General features: G+C 55.9%; 17 protein-coding genes. 2 read left to right on the forward strand and 15 right to left on the reverse strand.

The window, feature by feature from the left end; translation table 11 throughout:
* The 12 genes from ACOSYY_RS14895 to ACOSYY_RS14950 form a co-directional block, all read right to left on the reverse strand.
* On the reverse strand, positions 1 to 318 hold a 318-nt coding region (locus ACOSYY_RS14895; protein WP_526023328.1), incomplete at its 3' end, for a thiaminase II/PqqC family protein.
* A complete protein-coding gene (gene pqqB / locus ACOSYY_RS14900) occupies positions 291 to 1,214 on the reverse strand; it encodes a pyrroloquinoline quinone biosynthesis protein PqqB (RefSeq protein ID WP_421663318.1) in 924 nt (307 codons plus the stop codon). The genes ACOSYY_RS14895 and pqqB, both read right to left, overlap by 28 nt.
* Before the next feature lie 14 nt (positions 1,215 to 1,228).
* A complete protein-coding gene (locus tag ACOSYY_RS14905) occupies positions 1,229 to 1,366 on the reverse strand; it encodes a hypothetical protein (protein ID WP_421663319.1) in 138 nt (45 codons plus the stop codon).
* Between the two features lie 47 nt (positions 1,367 to 1,413).
* Positions 1,414 to 3,069, reverse strand: coding sequence for a PQQ-dependent dehydrogenase, methanol/ethanol family (locus ACOSYY_RS14910; RefSeq protein WP_526023329.1), 1,656 nt, complete (start codon positions 3,067 to 3,069; stop codon positions 1,414 to 1,416).
* A 110-nt stretch (positions 3,070 to 3,179) separates the two neighbouring features.
* Positions 3,180 to 3,740 carry an MSMEG_3727 family PQQ-associated protein gene (locus ACOSYY_RS14915; protein ID WP_421663321.1) on the reverse strand — a complete coding sequence of 187 codons (561 nt, stop codon included), beginning with the start codon at positions 3,738 to 3,740 and terminating at the stop codon, positions 3,180 to 3,182.
* A gap of 195 nt (positions 3,741 to 3,935) precedes the next feature.
* Positions 3,936 to 4,283 (reverse strand): hypothetical protein, encoded by a 348-nt coding sequence (locus ACOSYY_RS14920; RefSeq protein WP_421663323.1) that lies wholly within the window; start codon positions 4,281 to 4,283, stop codon positions 3,936 to 3,938.
* A gap of 22 nt (positions 4,284 to 4,305) precedes the next feature.
* On the reverse strand, positions 4,306 to 5,160 hold the full coding sequence (locus ACOSYY_RS14925) for an MBL fold metallo-hydrolase (RefSeq protein WP_526023330.1): 855 nt from the start codon (positions 5,158 to 5,160) through the stop codon (positions 4,306 to 4,308).
* Positions 5,161 to 5,267: 107 nt separating this feature from the next.
* The gene (locus tag ACOSYY_RS14930) at positions 5,268 to 5,714 is read right to left on the reverse strand and encodes a cupin domain-containing protein (protein WP_421663327.1); all 447 of its coding nucleotides are present in this window, start codon (positions 5,712 to 5,714) and stop codon (positions 5,268 to 5,270) included.
* A gap of 350 nt (positions 5,715 to 6,064) precedes the next feature.
* Positions 6,065 to 6,232, reverse strand: a complete 168-nt coding sequence (locus ACOSYY_RS14935; RefSeq protein WP_421663328.1) for a hypothetical protein — start codon at positions 6,230 to 6,232, stop codon at positions 6,065 to 6,067.
* A gap of 115 nt (positions 6,233 to 6,347) precedes the next feature.
* The gene (locus ACOSYY_RS14940; RefSeq protein WP_421663329.1) at positions 6,348 to 7,304 is read right to left on the reverse strand and encodes a universal stress protein; all 957 of its coding nucleotides are present in this window, start codon (positions 7,302 to 7,304) and stop codon (positions 6,348 to 6,350) included.
* 253 nt (positions 7,305 to 7,557) lie between these two features.
* Positions 7,558 to 8,205 carry an FKBP-type peptidyl-prolyl cis-trans isomerase gene (locus tag ACOSYY_RS14945; RefSeq protein ID WP_421663331.1) on the reverse strand — a complete coding sequence of 216 codons (648 nt, stop codon included), beginning with the start codon at positions 8,203 to 8,205 and terminating at the stop codon, positions 7,558 to 7,560.
* Positions 8,206 to 8,362: 157 nt separating this feature from the next.
* Positions 8,363 to 8,614, reverse strand: coding sequence for a hypothetical protein (locus ACOSYY_RS14950; RefSeq protein ID WP_421663333.1), 252 nt, complete (start codon positions 8,612 to 8,614; stop codon positions 8,363 to 8,365).
* Between the two features lie 298 nt (positions 8,615 to 8,912).
* On the opposite strand from ACOSYY_RS14950, the gene ACOSYY_RS14955 reads away from it, so the two are divergent.
* Positions 8,913 to 9,398: a universal stress protein gene (locus ACOSYY_RS14955; RefSeq protein ID WP_421663335.1), complete on the forward strand. Its 486-nt coding sequence runs from the start codon at positions 8,913 to 8,915 to the stop codon at positions 9,396 to 9,398.
* A 63-nt stretch (positions 9,399 to 9,461) separates the two neighbouring features.
* Here the strand turns inward: ACOSYY_RS14955 and ACOSYY_RS14960 are convergent, their stop codons facing one another.
* The gene (locus ACOSYY_RS14960; RefSeq protein ID WP_421663337.1) at positions 9,462 to 10,016 is read right to left on the reverse strand and encodes an HPF/RaiA family ribosome-associated protein; all 555 of its coding nucleotides are present in this window, start codon (positions 10,014 to 10,016) and stop codon (positions 9,462 to 9,464) included.
* 97 nt (positions 10,017 to 10,113) lie between these two features.
* Positions 10,114 to 11,274 carry a baeRF3 domain-containing protein gene (locus tag ACOSYY_RS14965; protein ID WP_421663338.1) on the reverse strand — a complete coding sequence of 387 codons (1,161 nt, stop codon included), beginning with the start codon at positions 11,272 to 11,274 and terminating at the stop codon, positions 10,114 to 10,116.
* 373 nt (positions 11,275 to 11,647) lie between these two features.
* Here ACOSYY_RS14965 and glgX point away from each other — a divergent pair, with 373 nt between their 5' ends.
* Entirely contained in the window at positions 11,648 to 13,783 is a 2,136-nt protein-coding gene (gene glgX, locus ACOSYY_RS14970) for a glycogen debranching protein GlgX (RefSeq protein WP_526023331.1), read from the forward strand.
* A 208-nt stretch (positions 13,784 to 13,991) separates the two neighbouring features.
* Here glgX and ACOSYY_RS14975 read toward each other — a convergent pair whose 3' ends face one another.
* The gene (locus ACOSYY_RS14975) at positions 13,992 to 15,194 is read right to left on the reverse strand and encodes a Gfo/Idh/MocA family protein (protein WP_421663340.1); all 1,203 of its coding nucleotides are present in this window, start codon (positions 15,192 to 15,194) and stop codon (positions 13,992 to 13,994) included.
* Positions 15,195 to 15,788 lie beyond the last annotated feature (594 nt).

The raw sequence follows: 15,788 nt of genomic DNA on the forward strand, positions 1-15,788 counted from the left end.
GCCTTCTCCTTCCTCTTCGCCGTCATGGTCACGGATGCGGCGGAGCCACATCCGCCGAAAAGCGGGATCCTCGGATTTCGCGACAATGAAGGCGTCCTTGATGGGGATTCGCGTTTGATAGTAATAGCGGTTCAGCACCCACTGCTGGAGCTGTGTCTTCGTCAAATTCCCGTTGTGCATCAGCTCATGGAAAGGATGATGGTCATGGTAGCGGCGAGAACCTTCCCGTTTGAGCCATTCGATAAAGGCCTCCTCTGAGAGCCGATCCCGGGGGTGATCTTCCATGATCGTCACAATCGAATCTCCATTCCGTCCCATGCGACCTCCCATCCCGCTGCTTCAACAAGTTCTCGCTCGTGAGAATCCTCTCTTAACATCGGATTGGTGTTATTGATGTGGATGAACACCCGGCGAGGAGCGTCAATCTTCGAAAGTATCGAAAGGCTTCCCTCCGGTCCACCGACGGGCCAATGCGCGAGATCTTCCGCCGATTTTCCGAGGAAGCCCGGCGCGGACAGTTCATCGCTCGACCAAAACGTCCCGTCGAACAGGACACAATCGGCTCCTTCGAGCGCGTTGAGAACCGAAGGCGTGATCCGGCCGACGCCAGGAAAATAGGCCAGCACTTTCCCGTTTGACGATTGGCGAAATCGAAGGCCCACATTCACCTCCGGCTCTCCGGATGAAACGAGTCCTTCCAAATGGATTGGAGGCTTGCCCGGAACGGCCACGGCTGTCACCGTCAGATCCGACGGCTTTCCGTCCGCGCGCAACAGCGGTTCCTCAACATCGAGTTTCAGCGTTCGCCACGTGACCTGTTCAGGGAAACGCCGGAGCGTCCGATACAAGACGTTGCCTTCGGTAAATCCGCGACGCACGGAGTCGGTCGCATACAGGACGAGCCGGTGATTTTCCCTGAGCGAGAGAAGTCCCAAACAGTGGTCCAAATCTCCGTTGGTCAACACGATGGCTTGGATCGGCGTGGAACGTGATCGGCGAGGATGGAGTGGACGATAACTTTCGATCTGCGCATGAATCTCCGGAGAGGCATTGATGAGGAACCAATCCTCCTCGTCCACGCTGAGAGCGATCGATTCCTCCGTCCGAGGGCTCGCGGCGATCAGGCCTTTTCGCATGCCTTCGCAATTCACACAGGCGCAGTTCCACTGTGGGAATCCGCCCCCGGCTGCCGACCCAAGAACCCGAAGGAGCATCCCCTCCCCCGTGGCTATTCTTGACGGGTGATGATGATCGGCGTTGCCTTCGACGGCCCGTTCACGTCGGGGCCGTCTCCGAAATCATCTTGGTACGAATTGATTTCCGAGTCCATTTTTACTTCCGCGAATGATGGGGGTTCCCAGTCCATGTGCTGACTCCTTCTATTGGTTATTGGCCGCTCCCGTTCATTTCCGGCTAGGGAAGCGCGAATACAAACAAGGCATCTCCGCGGGGCGAACCGATTAAGTCCGGTGAAAACCCCTTGATCCATCCGCCCCATCCCGCCGGCACCGCCACATATTGCTTCCCTTTGACGCTGTAGGTCATCGGACTGCTGTGAATGCCGCTGCCGGTTTGAAATTGCCACAGCAATCGGCCGGTACCGGCATCGAATCCATTGAATTCGCCTGTCGGCTGGCCGGCGAACAAGACATCACCCGCCGTCACCAAGAGCGAGCTCACCATGGGTTTGTGATACTTCCACGTCCACACTTCTTTGCCTGAGAGATCGTAGGCTTTGACATGGCCCGCCTGCGGCTGCCCCATGACGCTTGCCTCGCCGCCCCAATAGGGTAAGCCCTCGCGGAATTCGGCCGGCTTGAGTGTGAAGGTTGCGCAGGCATCGATCACGGGTGTGTACAAAAGTTTCGTGCGAGGGCTGTAGGCGGCATGCACCCATTCCTTTCCTCCGGCCGGACCGGGACAAATGACCGTGCCTTCGGGAGTCGGCGTCTTTTGCACAGTCACCTGTCCCTTTTCATCGATCCTACCCCACGTCACCGCGACAAACGGTGTCGCGCTCATCAGCGCGCCGGTGGTCCGATCGAGGATGAACAGATGGCCGTTGCGGTCGAAATGCGCCAGCAATTTTTTGCCGTCTTCATCGATGAGGATATTCTCGTTCACTCCCGAATAATCCCAGACGTCGTGCGGGGTCCACTGGTAATGCCACTTCAAGGAGCCGTCGTCGGGATTGAGCGCCAGCACCGAATCGGTATACCAATTGTCGCCCGGTCTGACGCTTCCATCAAAATCCGGACCGGGGTTGCTCGTGCCCCAGTACAATATGTTCGTTTCCGAGTCATAGGTCCCTGTGACCCAGGCCGTGCCTCCGCCTCGTTCCCAGGCCCGACTCTCTTTCGGCCAAGTGTGCGATCCCGGCTCCCCCGGCTTCGGCACATTGTAGTGGCGCCATATCCGGCGTCCACTCTCGAGATCGAAGGCATCGATATGGCCTATGACTCCGAATTCAGCGCCCGAATTGCCGACGATAACGAGGTTCTTCACGATAAGGGGAGCCATGGTGGCGCTCTCTCCGGCTCGAATATCGACGAAAGGTCTCGCCCATACCGATTTCCCGGAGGTCGCATTGAGGGCGACGAGATATCCGTTCGGCGAGGCGAAAAATACTTTTCCGCGGGCGACCGCGACGCCGCGATTCACATTTCCGCAGCACAGAGGCGTATCCAGCGGAACTTCATGTTTGTATCGCCATAATTCTTGACCGGTTTCCGCATCGAGCGCCCATACATAGCCGTCCCACCCGGATAGGAACATGACCCCGTCCACGACGAGCGGCGACGATTCAAAGGCATAGGTGGCCGGATTGGCAGCCAGCCCGATTTGCCCGAATTGAAACACCCACGCCGGGCGCAGGCCTGTGCCGTTCTCTCGCGTCATCTGGTCCAGCGGACTATAGCGCCAGCCGTCGTAGGCTCCATAGTAGGTGAGCCAATTATGAGGCTCCGAGCGCGCACGGGCGATGCGCGCGGAGGTCACATCATGGGCAACAGGCGGGGCTGAGCCTTTTGCGTTGCTGTAGGAACCGAGAGGCCGGCTTTCGTTCGCCATCGGATAATCTTGGCGTGATGCTCCACATGAGACTGTAAAGAAGAGACATGCGACAGCCATGACAGCTTTGGTCCGATCGATGTCGAGTGATGTCATTGGTATGGACTTCATTATGGCCTTGGCTGCTTCGGCCGATCAAGCTTCGCCTCGGCCTGCACGTCCCCGCGGACAAGAATAAGACCGAGCATGCCCCGTCCCGCATGATTCGCTACCGGGCATCCAAACCAATAATATCCGGGACCGTCCAGACGAATTTTGGTTTTCCCTCGCCGATGAACGGGCAAGAGGAGATATTCCCGATCACCATTGCTCGGCATCAAAGCGGCATGAAAGAAGGTATCCTCGTTCACGAAATCGATCTCGAGTTCTCCCGCCCGAGGCATGACAATGATGGCGGGGTTCCACATCAACTGTCCTTCCGGGATACGGATTTCATCCCGCATGACGCCGTCCTCGTCCAACCGTGCCTCGGATAGGCCTCCATGAGGAAACAACCGTCCTACTATCTCTTTGTTTTGACGATCGACGTTGGGTAATTCGTTCAGGAGGGCGGCCACCTCGGGAGTGACTTGCTTTAACACGCTGGGACGAAAGAGTTTAACGTATTCGCAACCTTCGAGGACCAACGCAAGGAGACCGACTGCCAGCACCGATAAATTTTTCAGGGACATATCAATCTTTTGATTTTTACATGCGAGTACGTTGTATCCGTCGCCACCTCGCCTTATCCCAGGAACGTCCCCCCGTGTATATCACTTGGAGAAGTGACGCGATGCTTCCACAATCGATAACCGTCTTCCCTCGTCATTCTCAAGGAGATGTTCGGAGCGATCGGTGACCATCGCCGTACCGCAGCGTGCTCCGTGTTACTTATCCGGACGCTCGCCCGATTGCTTCTGTCCTTTCAGCTGACTGGCCTCATGGCTCGAATCCGATCCCATTTGGCTCGAACCGCGACTCTTGTCATGAGGAGGTTCGGCTTTGGATGGATCTCTCACCGCCCCCGTCGCTGATCCGCTGTGCTCGTTGCGGCCCGTCGTAGGGCCGGTGTGTCCCCTCTGTTTCGTGGACATGGAGCCATCCTCTCCTTGGATAACGCCCGGTCCGGTGGACTTCGCGGAATCCGAACTCCAAACAGGTCCGGCGGTTGCCAGACTCAGCGCGAATAATCCCGCGCCGTACAGCATGCGAGCTCCTACCCGGTTCTGTGCCATGCTCCAATCCTTTCAGTTAGGCTCATTTAGATTTCGTGACGGCCGAGGCCCGCACTTCAAAGTTGTAGGTCTCGCCGTGCTTCAAGTAGTGAACGCGATCTTGCAGGCCCGCCGCCTTGACTTCATCCTGGAAGTCCGAAAGCGGCGACTGAAATCGATCATAGTCGTTATAGTGAATGGGAATCGCTCGATCGGGATTCACGATTCGCATCGCTTCGACCCCCTGCTTGCCGTCCATCGTGACAAGGAGACCGAGAACGCGAGTCCCGCCGAGGTGCAGGAGCGCTAAGTCGATGTCCGGATAGCGGCGCGGAATCTCCTTTAATTCATCGATCACCAGTGTATCGCCGGTGATGTATATCCTGAACTTCACCCCTTCTGAAGCGGATTGGAACTCCAACATGCTGCCCATGACATCCGGCAACGCCAAGTGGATCAGTCGCGGAGCATGCCGGCCTGGCATGGCGGTGATCCGGAGACGAGCCTCCCCTTTTTCGATCGTGACCGGCCCCCATGTTTCGAGCGGGCGAATGTCTTTGAATCCTCGCTCCGCCAATTCCACCGCCGCGGCCTGTGTCGTCACGATCGGGATCGATTTATTCAAGTCCCGCTCGGCCACTTGGTCGAAATGATCGCCATGGAAATGAGAAAGGACAATGAGGTCCAACGGAGGCAGATCGTGAATGTCCACCGCCGGGTTGGTGAGCCTTGTCGTCTTCAAGCCGTAACCCAGAGGCACTTCGCCGTGTTGGTGAATGAAGGTCGGATCGGTCAAAATCGTGAAGCCTGCGTAGCGGATGAGCACGGTGGCATTGCCGATAAAGAAGACCGACCCCATCGCGAAATCAGCGAACCGCTCCGCCGACGGCAATACCATGGTGGTCGGGGCCTTCTCCTTGGCTACCGGCCGAATGACCGCTCTATCGGAGGGCTGACAAGCCATCACCATCAAACTCAGAGCCGTCCACACTACGGCGCCGGATTTCATACGACCTTCGCTGCTGCAACGACACTTGCCGCGGGCGACTCCCTGAGCATGGTCGTGGTTTTGCCGTCGAAGTGATCATCGTGGTCGCCGAGCGCATCCCGTTTCGTGACATGCACAATACCGTCTTTGTGTTCCGGTGGGCTGTAGACGGTATACAGCTTCAAGGACTCTTGTCCTGAATTGACGACGTTGTGTTCGGTACCCGCCGGTATGACCACCACTGTTCCATCTTCGAGCGGGTACTCCACACCGTTGAGGCAGACGGTTCCACGACCCGATTCCACTCTGATGAATTGATCCAGCCGATGAGTTTCTAAACCGATATCTTCTCCCGGCTTGAGACTCATCAACACCAACTGGCTGTGCTCAGCGGTAAACAAAATCTTGCGGAACATGTCATTTTGGATAGCCGCTTCTTCGATGTTCGTGATGTAGTGAGCCATGGTCGGATTTCCTCCTCTCGGGAAGGTGATCGATTTGTAAAGGGATCCCGACGGATTCGATACTGGTACCCCCCCTAGCATTGCACAAGACAAGAACTCGCGCAGGCCCTCAATGTGAAGTCGGCGTTCAGCTGATGATTCGTTTTTCAACCGTGTCCGATCTTGCGGTGCTAGCCTCGCAGGCTGGGTCGCTTATGGATTCATTACCCTTTACATACTGTGGACACCTTACGTGTCCTTCAGTATTCATGATATGGCGCTCACCTCTGCTTGAGCTGCTCGGTAAGTTCCTAGGGATAGCGACAGACCGGGGCTCAATACGCTACCCAATATGGCGAGCGCCGCATCTTTCAGTTCGGCGCGCTTGGCGGGGCAGTCGGCAAAATCGCATCGATCGCTACTGTCTTCATGATCGTGGTCCCGCTGTGCCCGACTATCGGTGGGGGCTTACGGGGAGGACATCCTGAAAGAGCCAGATACATCGCCATCGAGGCAAACATCAACGCTTTCAAACTCATTTCTCTCTCTCCTACCTCTCTACGATGTTGCTCGCGCCGGTCGGCAGCCGTGCCGGGGATTGCGCTTCAACATCCGCCATGGCGCATTCAGCGCAGATGCACCCGCCACACTCTTTTACACTTGCACTCGCCCGGCAGTCGCCAGCACCCGCTGGTGTTCAGGGCTGAACTTAGGCGTTTTAACGGTCATGACCGGGCACGCCGCCTGCCGCAATACTCCTTCCGCCACACTACCGACCAACAGGCGGGAAAGGCCGCGGCGCCCATGCGTCCCCATAATGATCAGATCGGCTCCGCGTTCGCCTGCACATTCCAATACGAAATCAGCCGGTGCGCCGCCGCTTCGGATCACCGTTTCCACGGACAAACCTTGCGCGCGGATCACGGCGGCGAGATCCGATAGCCGCATCTCAGTTTCCTTCCTCACTTTCGTCCCTTCGGCGAGGTCTACCACGCTGAAGTCCACCCCCACCGATGCCCATTCCAACACGTGCACAATCGTCACGGGCGCTTCGAAGCGTTTTGCCAATGGAATGGCATATTCCAAGGCATCGAGCGAGCAGTCCGAAAAATCGATCGGCACAAGGATGTGTTTAATCGCGATCGGCCTATCGTGCGAAGGCGCGACCAAGGCCGAACGGACCGTCATCACCGGACACGGAGCGCCTTTTACCACTCGTTCAGCAGTGCTGCCTAACAGGATATGCTCCAATCCCATGCGTCCCCGCGTGCCGAGCACGATGAGATCCGCTCTATCGGCGTCTGCCGCTTTGATGACTTCCTCGCTCGGGATACCACGCACCTGCATGCTGGTCGCTCGCACGCCGCATCGACCTAACTCATTGGCCAGCTGATCCAACCTGCGAGAAACCTCGCTCTGCATGGATTCGATCATGGGCGTATCGGCCATGGGATTGGGTGCCATCGGATAGGCTGCAAGAACAGGATATGTTTCAAAGACATGGAGGACTTTGAGTTCCGCGCCAAAGGTAGAAGTCCAATAGGCCGCGTAAGCCCGCGCGGGTAGAGTTCCAACTGAAAAATCAGTCGCAAAAAGAATGCGTTGAATCATGACCCACCGTTGTGATGTGGCAAGCGATCACATAAAAAAGCCCCGCTCTCTTTCGAAAGCGGAGCTTCTCAGAACTTTACAATTTTTCGTCATGCCTCCTAACGTTTCCATTATGAGTTCACAACGTTTTTATTGTATGTCCTGTTGATTGGACTTTACTGTCTTTTTCCTTCAGCTCCTACGAGTAAACACCCTAGATATGATCGAATATTTCCGCCTCTTCGATTCGCCGGCCTCCGGTTCGAATATTCCCCTAGATATGAAGATCTTGTTCACTACCCGAGGGGATTTCGACGTTTAAAATCATAACGTCGATCACCACGTGCCTCCCTGCCAACGGGTGATTAAAATCGAGTTCGGCCATAGGTCCAACAAGATCGACCACGACGAACGGAATGCCCTCTTCCGTAACGAAGGCCATTCCTGGTTGCGCATCGGCTGGCAAATTATCCTTGCTCACCTCCACTCTTTTCGATTCATCATACGGGCCGAACGCCTCGTCCGAACTGAGATCAATACGTTTTTCGTCGCCTTTCTTCATGCCGGTGAGCGCTTTTTCAACGTTGGGCAGTAAATCTTCCTGACCATGTTCGAAGAGAGTGAGATTATGGGGGATGGTGAGATCAGACTCGGGAATTGTAATCGTATATTCCATGAACACGATCGCTCCCTCTGCAACTGACGGACTTCCATCCATGTCCTCCCGCGCGGAATCTTCCGAGGCCAGCATGGGAACGATTTGTGATGACGAGAGCGGAGGTCCTCCCGATGGCTCGGTAATGAATATCAAAGGAATAATCAAAATGCTGAGCATGATCGCACTTACAAGTACACCCGATCGACGATAAGGAGTTGCAAATCGAAGAGTGTGCATAAATCCTCCTGTGGTCCAACAGTTCATAAATGCCTGGTCTCCTGTTTACGTTTTTTGTGCCCTATCGTGACTCAATGAAATTACCAACGCTCTTGAATCTTGATGTGGGAATGCGCATGCGCCGGTCTCAGTATCTTTATGCAACTATCTTGCTGAACTCAGCGGTGAAGAGTTCGCTTTTTCTCTATTTTGATTCCACTATGTGCGTGAGACCGCGCACCACTAGGAGATGCCCAAGGAAGGCCGAATCTCCGGATGATCGGCCGGAGCGCATGCAACTGTCGCCTATCGCGCAGGGATCCGTCTCGAATCGTTCATGGAATTGGACAAACTCTTCGAACGCCGAGCCAAGGTGATACAACGAGCGGATCGCGAGCCGGCCTGTGACGGCCCACTGCAGACGAACGAGGCCAGACTTCGCATCTGCTCCATTCATTTCATTCTTTGTATTCCCGTTAACCAAAGGCATGCCTTTTGCCACACTCTCCACTTACGTTCAGCAACGCTGACCTGTTAGAAACATTCGCCGAGAAACCGTCAAATCGTAGTCGTCTATCGACTCTGAGCAAGACGATCTGTCTCGACGGGAGCACATTTTCTTGGGTGAGGCCCATGGAATGAGGATGTAAGAAATGGCGCCCGACAAACAGTTGGAGAAAGCAGCCGATCGGCTGAAGATGGCCTCATGGCATATCGATGTAGAGCGCCTAGAGCGCTCTACCACGGATTGAGATATGCGGCTTCTTGTGGCTGTGGACGAATCCGAAAACGCCCGGCGGGCCGTTCAATATGTGGGATCTCTTCTGCATCGTACACCGAATGTCATGGTGACACTCTTTCACGTCCTCAAGCCCATGCCACGCGTCCTGTTGGAGCATGGCGGATCTGAAAATCCCGACATTGAAGAAGCGCTGGGCACTCGACTGAGGAGGGACCAGCAGGCGTGGGTGAAGCAAGAGATCGAGGCCGAATGCTCCCTTCTAGAACGAGCCTGTGAGACATTGGTGCGTGCCGGCTTTGACAAAAACCTCGTCACCCTCAAGTTTGGGCATGAGGACGACATTGCGAAAACCATTGTCGAAGAAGCGACAATCGGTCGTTACGAGACGATTGTCGTAGGGCGCACCGGCGCGTCCGGGATCACACGAATCTTCGGCGGCGGCATTACCGATCGTTTGCTGCGTGATGCGAGAGGATTCGCACTTTGGATCATTGAATAACCTGGATGATCCTCATCGCGGTGGGGACTTTGTGGGTCCTGGCAAAATACCACGACACAGGACTCAGGCGGCGGCGCCTTTGTCGGCGTAGTATTGGAGTGGGTCGACAGGATTCACGGTCGTGGCCTGTGGACCTTTTTCGCCCGGCTCGATATTGAGCGTCACCTCCATGCCGTCCATCTTCTCGAACTCCAAACCATGCACCGCGTTTCGGTGAAAGTACACTTCGATGCCGTCATCCGACACAATGAACCCGTAGCCTTCTTCGGGAAAGAGCTTCGTCACCACGCCGCGCTCGGGCGGCGACGCGATACGCACCTCATGCGACGCTCGTCTTTCTTGTATCCGCTCCAACTCCGTCTTCAGCGCTTCAAAGGCCTGACGGATGGCTTCTTCGAAGCTGTTGTCACTCTTGCGCGCCGTGACCGTATGGCCTGGCATCTGCGCGACGACGACCGCCTCGTGGGTGTCGTCGGCATTCTGGTGATCGTGCCGCGCCAGCGTGGCGCGGAGATGCACTACACCGGCTGACGGCTTCAGCTCATTGGCCCGCGCCGTGATATCGGCGGCCCATTCGTCGGTTACCTTGATGTGGCGCCCTTCGATGTACAGATTCATGTTGTCCTCTTATGTTCAGCATAAGCGCGGCCCACGGCCATTTTGTCACAGTGGCGTATGGGAAGGTTGCAGTAGAAGCGTTCATGAATAATGCGGGCTAATACCGATAGACTGCCGCCAATAAATGGCCGCCCGGAATCTCCACCGGCTTCATGCCATAGACCTTGCCGTCCTGCCGAAGGGTCTGTGCGACCGCCAAGTCCAGCAGTTCTTCGTCGCCCGGCTGCTCTTGATCATGCTCCTCCAGCGCGAGCCGATTGAAGTCGAATCTACCCCACCGGCGCACGCCCAGGGGGATGAATAACGTCGCGATGCGCCCTTGGAATGCGGCCGTGAGCACGTCATATAGCGTATGACCGGCTCTCCCGTTGGCGATCCCTTCGTGATACTCCGCGACGGCCTTGTCACGGGCTTGCTGGAAATGACGATCCGCGATGGGCCACGCTTTCCGATGCAGCTCATCATCACGGAGCTCCTCGGGATTGCCAAGAAGACGTTCCGACAAGATTGGCGCATAACGGCTGATGCTTTCGTACAGCGGCAGGAGATGCTCCACTCCGGCCAGCAACAGTGGTTCATGACGATCACGCAGGACGTCGCAGACGACGCGGTCGATAGCTCGAAAGTATCGTTCCACATCGGCAGTCGAAGCATCGCTGCTTGATCCGTGGCCATGAAAGAGCGCTGTTCCCCCACCGCTGCTCGTGCCGCTGGAACCCTTCGGCGCCAGAGCTTCGGACTGCAATTGTTTCTCACGGCGTTCATAACCCGGCGTTTCAGTCATGCTCGGAGGCACGTCTGGCAAGGGTACCGCCTCGACGCTATCGCGAGTACAGTCGAGGAGCCGCACTGCCTTTTGGCTCAGAGCAAGCACATAAAAGCGCGCGTCGTTGATCAACAGCGGCAGCAGCGGTTTGATGTAGAACCGATCGGACACGGTCACGAATTCCGCCACCGGGAACGGCACGCGATAGGTTCGGAATACATCGGGCGAACGGAATACGGCGAGCCCATCGGCTTGGTGCCGCCAAAACGCCGCGTCCTCGACCAAGGTCGCGACCGGTTCCAACAAATTGCGGGCTTCGGCGGGACGCGTGCCTTCATTGATCAACTGCCGTTCCGCCTGCTTCACGAGATTCTTTAGTCTTATCGGATCCTGTCTGATTTCCTGGCCTGCTCGGTGCGTCGGTACAAAGATGGAGACGGCCGGTGCTTGGCTTTCGGCCAGCAGGGATCTGAGCTGAGGCTGCATGGACATGACCTCCATCATATGCCATGCTCCGGCCGCTGCCCTCTAGTACGATCCCTGGAAATCTCCCTGGATAGTCGCAGGTCATCCGTGTACCTGACACGCATCACGGCTTCTCAGCGTGTTTGACTCGTCATCGGCGTCTCTCCACCTGAAAGCATGTGGATGTTTTCTCTTCCTACTTGAAAATTACGCAGTACAGCTTCGCTGAGTTCAGCAATTTGAAAAATTCCGAGAAGTCTTGGTATAAGTTGTCCACTGCGAGACAAGTTGTCTCTTTTGCCGTACCAATCCATGAGACATCTCTGATGTTGTTACATGGCATATAAGGTACCCATTTCCCAAATGGAGGGCATCCATTTTGCTTAAGACCATGAAACGAATGCGTACGTGGCCTGGAAATCCATTTCCTCTTGGTGCCCATTGGGATGGTCAGGGCATCAATTTCGCGCTATTTTCAGAAAATGCGACCAAGGTCGAACTGTGTCTGTTCGACCGTGCCGATGACCCTCGCCCTTCAGTTTGTCTTCCGATCGAAGAACAGACCAATCAAGTGTGGCACATATATTTGCCGGAGCTCTTTCCCGGACAACATTATGGGTACCGTGTCCACGGCCCTTACGATCCGAAGCAAGGCCATCGTTTCAATCCCGCCAAATTGCTCATAGACCCTTATGCAAAAGCCATTGCCGGAAATGTGCAATGGCTCGACGGACGCACGTTCGGGTATCGAATCGGTGATCCGCAAGCCGACCTGTCGATCGACGATCGGGATAATGCCGCCGACGTTCCCAAAAGTGTTGTCGTCGACTCTTCCTTTACATGGGGCACCGACAAACCTCTCTTCACTCCCTGGGATGAGACGGTCATCTACGAAGTACACGTAAAGGGACTGACCGCTCGTCACCCTGATGTACCTGAATCCCAGCGCGGAACGTACTTGGGTCTGACTTCACCGGCTGTACTGGATCATCTGACAACCCTCGGCGTAACTGCCGTCGAATTGTTGCCTGTCCATCACTTTATTAACGATCAACATCTGCATGATCGAGGCCTGACGAACTATTGGGGTTACAATTCGATCGGGTTTTTTGCGCCTGACATCCGATACGCGCATGCCCAGAAACGCGGCGAGCAGGTGCGTGAATTCAAGACGATGGTGAAGACGCTGCACAGCGAGGGCATCGAGGTCATTCTCGACGTGGTCTACAACCATACCGCGGAAGGCAACCATCTCGGTCCGACACTGTGCTTCCGGGGCATCGATAACGCCTCGTACTACCGCCTGGTCGACGACGACAAGCGTTATTATATGGATTACACGGGGTGCGGCAATACGCTGAATATGAATCATCCGCGCGTGCTGCAGCTCATCATGGACAGTCTTCGCTATTGGGTCGAAGAAATGCATGTCGATGGGTTTCGTTTCGATCTCGCCTCCACCCTCGCGCGGGAACTGCACGACGTCAACCGACTGGGCGCTTTTTTCGACATTATTCACCAGGATCCGATTCTGTCCCGCGTCAAACTGATCGCTGAGCCGTGGGATTTGGCTTCCGGAGGTTACCAGGTCGGTAATTTTCCCTTGGGCTGGGCCGAATGGAACGATAAATACCGCGACACCATCCGCCGCTATGTGAAGGGCGACGGCGGACAAGTTTCCGAGTTGGGTTACCGCATTTCCGGCAGCAGCGATTTGTACGAACGCAGCGGCAAGCGGCCGTATGCCAGCATCAACTTCGTGACCGCCCATGACGGCTTCACGCTCGACGACCTGGTGTCATACAACGAGAAGCATAACGAAGCGAACGGAGAAGAGAATCGAGACGGCAACGACAACAACCAAAGCTGGAACTGCGGCGCGGAAGGTCCGACGAACGACCCGGCAATCATGGCCCTGCGCGATCAACAGAAGCGCAATTTTCTCACGACGCTGCTTTTTTCCCAGGGCGTGCCGATGCTGTGCGGCGGCGATGAACTCGGGCGCACTCAGGGCGGCAACAATAACGCCTATTGTCAGGACAATGAAATCAGTTGGTTCGACTGGAATCTGAAGGACCGCGACCGCCGATTGTTGGCCTTTGTGCAACGTTTGATTCAATTACGGCGCGAGCAGCCTGTCTTACGCCGCCGTCGGTTCTTTCAAGGACGACGCATCCGTGGATCTGAAATCAAGGACATCGCTTGGTTCCGCCCGGATGGGCATGAGATGACCGATCAAGACTGGCATGACGCGCACGTCCGCTCGCTCGGCGTCCGTCTGGCCGGCGACGCCATCCAAGAAAAAGACTACAAAGGACGTCCCATACACGGAGACACACTCTTGTTGCTGTTTAACTCCCATCACGAACCTTTTCAGTTTACTCTCCCCGCGCATCAGCGCGGGGTCCGATGGGAAAGGCTTCTTGACACCAGCGATACGGAGACATCGGAAGATCGCAAGCAATTGCGCGGCGGCAAGACGTATGATCTCAACGCCCGATCGGTCGCCGTGCTGCGGCTGCATAAAACCGACTAAAGACGCGCGCGGCACAAGCCGCGTCATGGTCCTTCGCCCGGCAGTTTTTTCTAGGCTGTGCCACCGGGGACGGTATCCTCATGATGTGTGCCACCCGGCAACATACCGGCCGGTCCTCCTGGTTCTCTATCCCCTGCGACGCAATCCCAGGACATCGCAAAACATAGTGAACCTAAAAAGAGGAGGGCTGCGGTTCTCCGCATCGTGATCACAACGAGGGAGACTTCACGCGAACGAGCGCTGGTTTCCGAATGGGCGGCCGTTGAATCACTTGATCATGCGCGGGCCACTGTTTCTTATCCGGAAGTGCCAGCGAAACGGCGCGGCCGGTTTTCGCCGATCGATACAAGGCCTCGACGATCGCCACATCGATCAAGCCTTCCAGCCCGGACGGTTCCGGCGGGCGGGCGTTGAGGATGCAATCCGAAAAATACAGGAGCTCCGGCGCAAACTGATCTCGGCCTTCGTATTGGCGGGTACGGCTCTTCCCGTTCAGCGTAATGTCTTGCCGGAGTTCGCCGACATACTCATAGGCCGGATCCATCCGGACACGCCCTTTCGTGCCGACGACTTCATAGGCCGAGACATCGGCTGCGCCGAAACTACAGACGAAGGTCGCAAGCCGGTTCCCCGGAAATTCAAGCCAAGCCGCCGTCATCTCATCAACCTCCCGAAAACGACGGTCGGTTCCCTTGACCACACCAGCGCTGACCTTGGTTGGATTGGCCTGAAAGACATACCGGGCGGCATTGATGCAATAGACGCCGATATCGTACAGCGATCCCCCGCCCAATTCGGCTTCCACCCGTATGTCTCCTTCGCGCACTTGCTGCGTGAAGACAGAATTGAAGAGTCGGAGATTGCCCAACTTGCCGGACTGAGCCAGCTCCACCGTATTCATGTTCGCCTTCTCGAAATGCAGACGGTAGGCGATCATCAACTTGGTATCGGCACGGTCGGCCGCTTGGATCATGCGCCGGCATTCCTGCTCGGTCACCGCCATCGGTTTTTCGCAGAGAACATGAATGCCGGCCTTGGCCGCGCGGACTGCATAGTCGCAATGCAGGCTGTTCGGCAGCGCGATATACACCGCGTCGATATGGCCTTCCCGCAGGCATTGCTCATACTGCTCATAAGAATAGCAGTAGGGGACGTCATACCGGCGGGACAACTGCTTCAGCTTGTTGGGATCATCGGATACCAGCGCTGTCAATTCGGAATTTCGTTTTGCATGGGCGAATGCCGGTATGACCGCGACCTGCGCAATGTGGCCGAGTCCCACGACGGCATAGCGGACCCTTTTGACTCGAGCACGCGGCTTGCTGCTGGACACGATGGAAGACTTGGTCGAGACAGAACGCCCCATCAAGAAGACCTCGCCACGTAATGATGACGGATAGTAGCATTCCATGCTCCATCCTCCAGCTGCCAATTTCCCTAGCCTGGGTTCGAAGCGCAGCCATGGCAGCCGAATGAGCACTGTTCGATCGTTCGTTCCTTCTGCATGCATATCTCCATGCAATATCCACCGTCCATATGCGGCATACAGGTAACGAGCAGTGTTATGACATTTGCAACTGAAGATCTTCCAGGATTCCTGCAAGTGGGTGAATCTTGGCTAAGAGTTCCATCGTGCCGATGCAGAACCAGGACCGTTCGACCATCATGTCTCTATCTTGACATGATGTCCGCACTGAAGGGACGTACCACAGAGGAATTCGGATTGACGTTGCGCATCATTCCAATCGATCTTCTCCAATCGCTTTCCATCATAACCGGGAAAGTCGAGACAGAACGCCGGCATCGCTCCTCCAATTTGTCTTACAGACCGGCGGTCAGACCGGCGGCACATGAGTTGCATTTTGTAAGGCATCGTAACCATTTTCTCAAAAGGAGGCAGCATGAAAATCATTGCCGGGTCCACAATCTTTATTGCTGCGATCGGTCTTGTCGGAGGCATGGGCCTATCTCTACCGGCAGCGGCTGAGGAGCACGCTACGTCGTC

It is taken from the genome of Nitrospira sp. BLG_2 (assembly GCF_049222245.1).